At 44.3% G+C, this 4,608-nt stretch carries 5 protein-coding genes; 2 read left to right on the top strand and 3 right to left on the bottom strand.

Annotation, left to right across the window (positions count from 1 at the left end):
- Positions 1–420: 420 nt before the first annotated feature.
- Both J0895_RS03190 and J0895_RS03185 read right to left on the bottom strand, forming a co-directional pair.
- On the bottom strand, positions 421–1,584 hold the full coding sequence (locus J0895_RS03190; protein WP_207086685.1) for a glycosyltransferase: 1,164 nt from the start codon (positions 1,582–1,584) through the stop codon (positions 421–423).
- Between the two features lie 898 nt (positions 1,585–2,482).
- Positions 2,483–2,635 carry a hypothetical protein gene (locus tag J0895_RS03185; protein WP_207086684.1) on the bottom strand — a complete coding sequence of 51 codons (153 nt, stop codon included), beginning with the start codon at positions 2,633–2,635 and terminating at the stop codon, positions 2,483–2,485.
- A gap of 330 nt (positions 2,636–2,965) precedes the next feature.
- Here J0895_RS03185 and J0895_RS03180 point away from each other — a divergent pair, with 330 nt between their 5' ends.
- Complete coding sequence (locus tag J0895_RS03180; protein ID WP_207086683.1) at positions 2,966–3,223, top strand: class I SAM-dependent methyltransferase; 258 nt, start codon at positions 2,966–2,968, stop codon at positions 3,221–3,223.
- Positions 3,192–3,590 (top strand): class I SAM-dependent methyltransferase, encoded by a 399-nt coding sequence (locus J0895_RS26900; protein ID WP_422894304.1) that lies wholly within the window; start codon positions 3,192–3,194, stop codon positions 3,588–3,590. The genes J0895_RS03180 and J0895_RS26900 overlap by 32 nt, the downstream gene beginning before the upstream one ends.
- Positions 3,591–3,786: 196 nt before the next feature.
- Here J0895_RS26900 and J0895_RS03170 read toward each other — a convergent pair.
- A partial coding sequence (locus J0895_RS03170; protein WP_207086681.1) for a glycosyltransferase family 2 protein occupies positions 3,787–4,608 on the bottom strand: 822 nt, incomplete at its 5' end.

Genomic DNA, 4,608 nt, shown 5'->3' with positions numbered 1-4,608 from the left:
TAAAGTTGTTCCTAATAACCAATCTGTCCGATTTTCCGTCCAGTGCGTAATGACTCGAACCTGATTAGTTTGAGCGAGGGTAGAGACAATTTTATGGGTATGAAGTTGAGCGCCGCCAATTGCTGGAGGATAGGCTGTAATGGTGTACAGTATTTGGAAAGAATAAGGCATTACCCTGATTTGATTTTAAAATCGGGTTATCTATAGCCTTCCCACTCTACATGATTCTTGCGAACTTTACAAGATTATCCCGATTTAACAGAGGATTTACATCAGATCTGCATCGAAAACAGCTATCCTTGATATTATTGATTAAGTTTCATTATTCTTGCCACTTTTTTTCCAGGGATCATTTGGAGAGATGGATGGTAGACGCCTTGACGGTAATGGAAATGAGAAATGAGGTAGAATACCCACCCATTAAGCACGAGCCAACTCATAAATTTTAAAAAGTTGTTGATAGTTACAGTCTGCCGTGTATTTAGACTCGAACTCTCTTCTAGCGTTTTGACGCATATTTTTGAGTTCTTCGGGGTGGGCTATGGCCCACTCCACCTGAGCGATTAAGTCATTTGCATCTCCGGGACGGAAATGCAGGCCCGTGCGACCCGGTACGACCAAAGTGGACATACTCCCGAGGTTACCCGCTATCACAGGTAGACCCACAGCATAAGCCTCAACGAGGACCAGAGGAAAACCTTCGTACCAGCCTGAAGGAAACATCAACATTTTCGCCTCTTTCATTAAATCAAGGACGCGATTTTTGGGCTGTTTTCCCAACAACTCTACCCCTGGAAGCTTTACGGATAAATGTTTCACCTGATCAGCTAATGGCCCATCGCCGACAATTTTCAGAGGGATTGATTGCCCAAGTTTTTCCCAAGCTTTCAGGAGAATGTCCAGGCCCTTCTCCGGCGATAGTCTTCCTACAAAGAGCGTGTACTCACCACTGCCGGGACCAATCCCCGGGTCAGGGGAGAGAAAATTAGGCTTGAGGGAAATTTTCTCTGGGGGCAAGCCCCCTTCGATAAACTTACTCCGAGCAAAGTCAGTTAAAGCAATGTAGCGGTCTACGCGATCGCGCCAAGTCCCTCGGATCCGGTGTATGCTTTGCATTGTCCCCACCACCGCCGAACCGATGCGACTATCCCGATAACAACCATGAACCACTGCCGGGGTGGGGAAGAATTTTCCCATACAGTCTTCGCAGACTTTTCCATCTCGATAAAAGAAGGAATTGGCGCAAAACAGGCGGAAGTTGTGCAGGGTTTGTACCACAGGCACCCGAGCTTCCCGACAGGCATCATAAACAGCGGGGGATAGCAAAGGGAAAAAATTATGAACATGAACGATATCCGGTCGAAAGCGATTAATTTCTTGCAAAACCCGTTGTTTGGAGGCATGGGAGTAGATCGCGTTGACGGCAGTCATGGTTTGGCTGAACTTTGAGGCGATCGCATCATTGTCAACATCCAGCAAAGCGACTGAGTTGCCATGAGCTTCCAGCAAGTTTTTCTCTGAGCGAACCACCACATCCTCGCCGCCCGCAATTTTGTAAAAGTTATGGAGTTGTAAGATTCTCATGGAATAAGCCGGTGGCTGAATAAGGGTAAACAGTTTCTCTTGATTGTAGCTGAAGTAAGAGCTGGGAATCGCTGCTGCGATCGGTCAATAGACCAGGGCATTCGTACCCCGTTCATGATTCTCGGAGTCAGGCCACTTTTGCTTTTCCCCTAGCCAAGATTTTGGGCGATCGGCCCGTTCCTATCCGATTCACCCCCTTGAAATAGCCCCCCACTTCCTCCAGACTGCTTTTTTCTTATCAATGGAAAATTATATAATTTTTGTAAAGTTTGTCTTCCCCCTCCCCACCGCCTAAAAAGAAGTGATAAAATACACAGCAAAGCTCTAAAAAAATTCGGTTTCCGCTCATGACTTTAATGGAGAATAGCTCTAAGCCCTAACAACTGCATCTCCTGACCTAGGCTAATCGGTTAATTGGCCCTGGGAGTTTGCGCGTGATTTAACTCCATCCTTTTTCTTATTCCATTCCCATGAGATTGGTACATATCAGCTTTCCCTAGACATAGCTTATGTTATTCAATAGCCTTCCTTCCGCCCGGGTCTTGACAAAACTACCGAAATGTGTATTTAAGACTACGGTGACTGCCTTCTTCTGATCACTCAGCGTAATAACGTTACATATAGCGTTATTTAATTGTCATAACCCCTAAAAAAAATGAGCGAACGATGAGTAATCTAGCGAACATTCAAGCGCCTAGCTAATTGCAAAAAAAACGAAACCTGTGTTATAGTATGTGGTATGTTTTAATGAAATGCTCACAAACATTATCCCATTTGTGTTTCCGATGTACATAATAGGCAAATCAGTAGTCATGCAAAATAAATTGCATACTCTACTTTCCTTCCCAAAAACCCTTGGCTAGAAAATGCTGAATAGTGCATTTTTTTGCATCAGTGCTTATGGGAAATTATTTTTACCAATGAATAGGCAGGCTTTATCTGCTAAATTGCGACTCATCCGTAGTTGACTAGAGCGCATCAGTTCCAGTCGCGCAGTATCGAAGGGATTGGAAGAAGCTTGATATATATATAAGGGAGTTTTCAAATTCATTTAGGTTCGGAATAGACCTAAAATTTTCTTGTTAGATTATGAAGCAATGAGCGATTGTTCAAAAACGCTATCCGGTTCAAACCCCGTCTGGTTTTCTTTGCCTTTCACGGGGATTGATCTCCTACAGTTTCGCCTTGATTAAGAAGCGAACCCACTATTTTTACATTGATCTACAACTCGTATAGTAACGGAGGATTAGCCATGTATTGCCCTATCTGTCAGAACGAATCCAAGCCTCTATTCAATACGAAATATGCCCAAGTCAGGCAATGTTTAAATCGCTCCTGCCAGCATAAGTTTCACGGAGAGTCATTACCCGGAGGAGGAGTCATGGATTACTCCACATCAGATGACTTCTTAATTTACCAGAACCGAAACTTTCAAATGATAGATTACTTACTAAATCAGGGGTATGTAGAGACCCAGAGTAAAGTTCTGGATTTAGGATGTGGAGAAGGAAATATTGCCCAGTCATTTAGCGATCGCGATTTTGATGTCACTGGCGTTGAACTGAGCGAATCAGCTCGAAAAATTTTAGATCAACGGGGATTAGTCAATTACTTCAGAAACTCGGGAAATTCCTCCTGAGCGTCGATTCGATCTGATATTGATGATAGAAGTCATCGAACATTTTGAATTGCCAGTGTCCATACTCGAAGAGGCGAAGAACCTCTTAACAGAGCGAGGCATTATTTTTGTGACTACTCCCTGTGCAAATAGTTTAAAAGCCAGGGTATTGCCTGAAAAAACAGCAGCTTACCGAGAGCCAACCCACCTTCATTTTTTTAGCTCTCAATCCCTTGAATTGTGCTTTTTAAAAGCCGGGTTTTCCAAATTTAAGCGATTCTATCTCCCCTGGATGATTCCGAATCGGTCCCCCATGATGAAAACGATCGATAAATTATTGTATGGTATCGACCTTAATCCTCATTTGACTTACTTTCTCTTCAAATGACTTACTTCCTCTTCCAAGCAAGCATAAAAAAAGGAAAGCAAAGGGAGAAGGAACCCAATCCAGGAGAAGTTAGATAGAATTGAGCGGGGATAAAATCGCGAGCGGCTCGGGTTAAGTATTTGATTCACGGAAAAAACTTGAATAGCGTTCAGAAATCTTCCGCAAAATTTAACCAGGCGATCGCGATTCGGTGAGTTTAGCGATTGATATTACTGGACATCTTACCCCCGAGGATAGCAGCTAACACCAATCTCAAATAAGGCAGAAACCAATAAACCGGCCAAAATGCGCCTGCATGACGTCGGGCAAAGACCTTCCATTCCCCCACCGGCAATCCTTTCGCCTGGTTAACCTGTTTCACTCGCTCCCATACTTTGAGTGTAGGATCCGCCCAGCAATCTCCCGCTAGGGAATTGACCGCGCAGGTGCCTACATAACCCGGAACTACCCACACTAAACCCCCGTTCTGTTTCACGCGCAGCCCATAGTCTATATCCCCTGTGCTGTGGACGAAGTTGGGGTCAAGATTGCCGACTCTTTTACCGATTTCTCGGGGTATCAACACGAAATTTCCGTTCATCGTGTGACAAGACTGGGGTTCTTCATTGGGTTGAAGCAATTGGAATTTAAGAGGATGCCACCAATTCTTTTGAACCATCCCGCCATAGGTAAGGGCATTGGTGTCGGGATCGCAAGTAGAACCCACGATAACTGATAATAATTCCTCCCGCTCTTGTAAGCTTTGGTAAGTTGAGAAAGCTTTAGCAATCGCATCCGGGTAAAGCATCGTATCATCATTCAGCCATAGGTAGAACTCAGGATCCGAGGCGATCGCCTCCCCAAAGGCTCGTCTCATGCCCCCATTCCAAAATAAGCTCCCATTTCCCTGAAGCAAATGAACAGCCGGGTACTTTTCTTTTACGACTTCAGATGTGTTATCAGTGCTCCCATCATCGACCAAATAAACGCTTAGTATCACGTTCGGAGGTAGTTTTTGATTAAAAAGTGCAGCTAGACT

The organism is Phormidium pseudopriestleyi FRX01 (genome assembly GCF_017313335.1).
In the GTDB taxonomy this organism is placed as follows: Bacteria; Cyanobacteriota; Cyanobacteriia; order Cyanobacteriales; family Laspinemataceae; genus Laspinema; species Laspinema pseudopriestleyi.
Note: the sequence above shows the minus strand (reverse complement) of the source record. Positions and strands in the feature narration are given on the sequence as shown.